Here is a 1,908-nt window from a genome sequence, read left to right on the forward strand (position 1 = left end):
CGGGGCGGCGATCGCGTCGGTTTTCACGCAGATTTTGACCTTTGCGGCACTTGCGGGTTATGCACATTGGCTGCCGGAATTACGGCGGTTTGCGTTGTTTCAGCGCTTTTGGCGGCCGGATTGGCAGGCGATGGTGCAGGTCTATCGGCTCGGCTGGCCGATTGGTCTGACCGGTTTGGCGGAGGGTGGCTTGTTTCAGGCCTCCGCGCTGATGATGGGCTGGATCGGCACGATGGAACTGGCTGCGCATGGCATCGCGCTGGAGGTGACGGCGCTGGCCTTTATGGTGCATCTGGGGCTGTCCAACGCCGCCACAGTGCGCGTCGGGCGTGCAATGGGGCAGGGCGACGTGCGATCGCTGCGCGATGGCGCTTGGGTGGCGATGCTGCTTTCTTGGAGCTTTGGCGCGGTGATGGTGGTGGTTTTTGTGATGCTGCCTGCGCCGATCATAGGGCTGTTTTTGGACCGCGCGAACCCACAAAGCGATGATATCATTGCATTCGGGACGGTTCTTTTGGCGCTTTCGGCGTTGTTTCAGATGGTGGATGCGACGCAGGTGATGGCGCTGGGTTTCCTGCGTGGGATGCAGGATACACGGGCGCCGATGTGGATCGCGGCCTTGAGTTATTGGGTCGTTGGAATTCCGGTCAGCTATGTTTTAGCGTTTCCTTTGGGCGTCGGCGGGCCGGGACTATGGCTTGGTCTGACCTCGGGGTTGAGCGTGGCGGCGCTGTTGCTGATGTGGCGGTTTTGGGGCAATGCGCCGAAGGTTGCGGTCTGACGGGCCTGCGATTTTTCTTCGAACAATCAGAATATCGGTGGGAGGCGGTTATGGATCGTAGCCTTCGACGATCACGAAATCTCCTGCTGATACCGGATCGCGCAGCGCCTTTGCCGCTTGGTATTCCGCGCTGAAATAACAGTCGCGGGCGGCTTGCAGGCTAGGGAATTCAAGCACGACCGTTCGCGCGCGGCCCTTGCCTTCTACTTGTTCTTGCGGCGCACCGCGCACCAGGAACCGCGCGCCATATCTTGCGAAAACGGCAGCGTTGGCGGCTTTGTATTTCTCATATTCCTGCGCGTCGTCAATATCGACATGGGCGACCCAATACCCTTTGACCATGGGTTTTATCCTTTTGTTTTGAACATGTTGGAAAGGCGGTTGGCCTCGGCTTCCAGCCCGTAAGGCGGGTTGATGATGAACATTCCGGAGCCGATCATGCGATGCCCGTCGCGTACCGGGGGGAAGTGGACCTCATGGCGCAGGGCACCCGGAAAGGCTTGTGTCAGTTGGCTTAGCATCGGGCCATGGCTGCCAGCGGTCAGGAGCGGATACCAAAGCGCGATGATGCCCACGTTCCATTTGCGAACAATCTGGGACAAGGCTTTGGGAATACTGTCATATTCTGCTTTCACCTCATAGCTTGGGTCCACCAGCATCATGCCGCGCCGAGGGGTGGGCGGGCAGATGGCTTGCGCCATTCTGAAGCCGTCCTCTTGCCGGATATGGGCATCCCATTGGGCCAAATGCTCCGCAAGAATGGCGTTTTCGCCGGGGTGGAGTTCGGCGAGATGGATGGTGTCTTGTTCCCGCAGCGTCATTGCAGCGATGAGGGGGGAGCCGGGATAGGCATTGGGGCCGTATTTGAATCGGGTCTCATTCAGGCGTTGGCGATAGGGGTGATCTTTTGGAAAGCTCTGTTCCAAAAGGGAAATACCCTGCGCCGCCTCGCCGGTTTTCAATGCCGCCTCATCGCCCAGGTCATAGAGTCCCCGGCCGGCGTGAGTCTCAATATAGGTCAGCGGTTTGTCTTTTTGCGTCAGGTAGTCGAGCATCCACGCGAGGAGTGCGTGTTTGTGAACATCAGCCAGATTTCCGGCGTGGTAATGGTGTTGATAGCTGAGCAT

Annotated in this window: 3 protein-coding genes; 1 reads left to right on the forward strand and 2 read right to left on the reverse strand. The window is 58.6% G+C overall.

The annotated features are described in order from the left end of the window. Positions 1 to 781: MATE family efflux transporter (locus tag L0H65_RS19195; protein ID WP_301460792.1), on the forward strand; the 781-nt coding region annotated here is incomplete at its 5' end. 48 nt (positions 782 to 829) lie between these two features. Here L0H65_RS19195 and L0H65_RS19200 read toward each other — a convergent pair. Beyond that, positions 830 to 1,123 (reverse strand): DUF1330 domain-containing protein, encoded by a 294-nt coding sequence (locus L0H65_RS19200; protein ID WP_301460793.1) that lies wholly within the window; start codon positions 1,121 to 1,123, stop codon positions 830 to 832. A gap of 5 nt (positions 1,124 to 1,128) precedes the next feature. Further along, positions 1,129 to 1,908 (reverse strand): 23S rRNA (adenine(2030)-N(6))-methyltransferase RlmJ (locus L0H65_RS19205; RefSeq protein ID WP_301460794.1); only part of this gene is annotated, 780 nt, incomplete at its 5' end.

The organism is Pseudorhodobacter sp. (assembly GCF_030452865.1).
GTDB lineage: Bacteria > Pseudomonadota > Alphaproteobacteria > Rhodobacterales > Rhodobacteraceae > Pseudorhodobacter.

Bases quoted from the DNA above. Each gene is read 5' to 3' on its own strand.
- L0H65_RS19200 (WP_301460793.1), bottom strand. From the start codon at position 1,123: ATGGTCAAAGGGTATTGGGTCGCCCATGTCGATATTGACGACGCGCAG.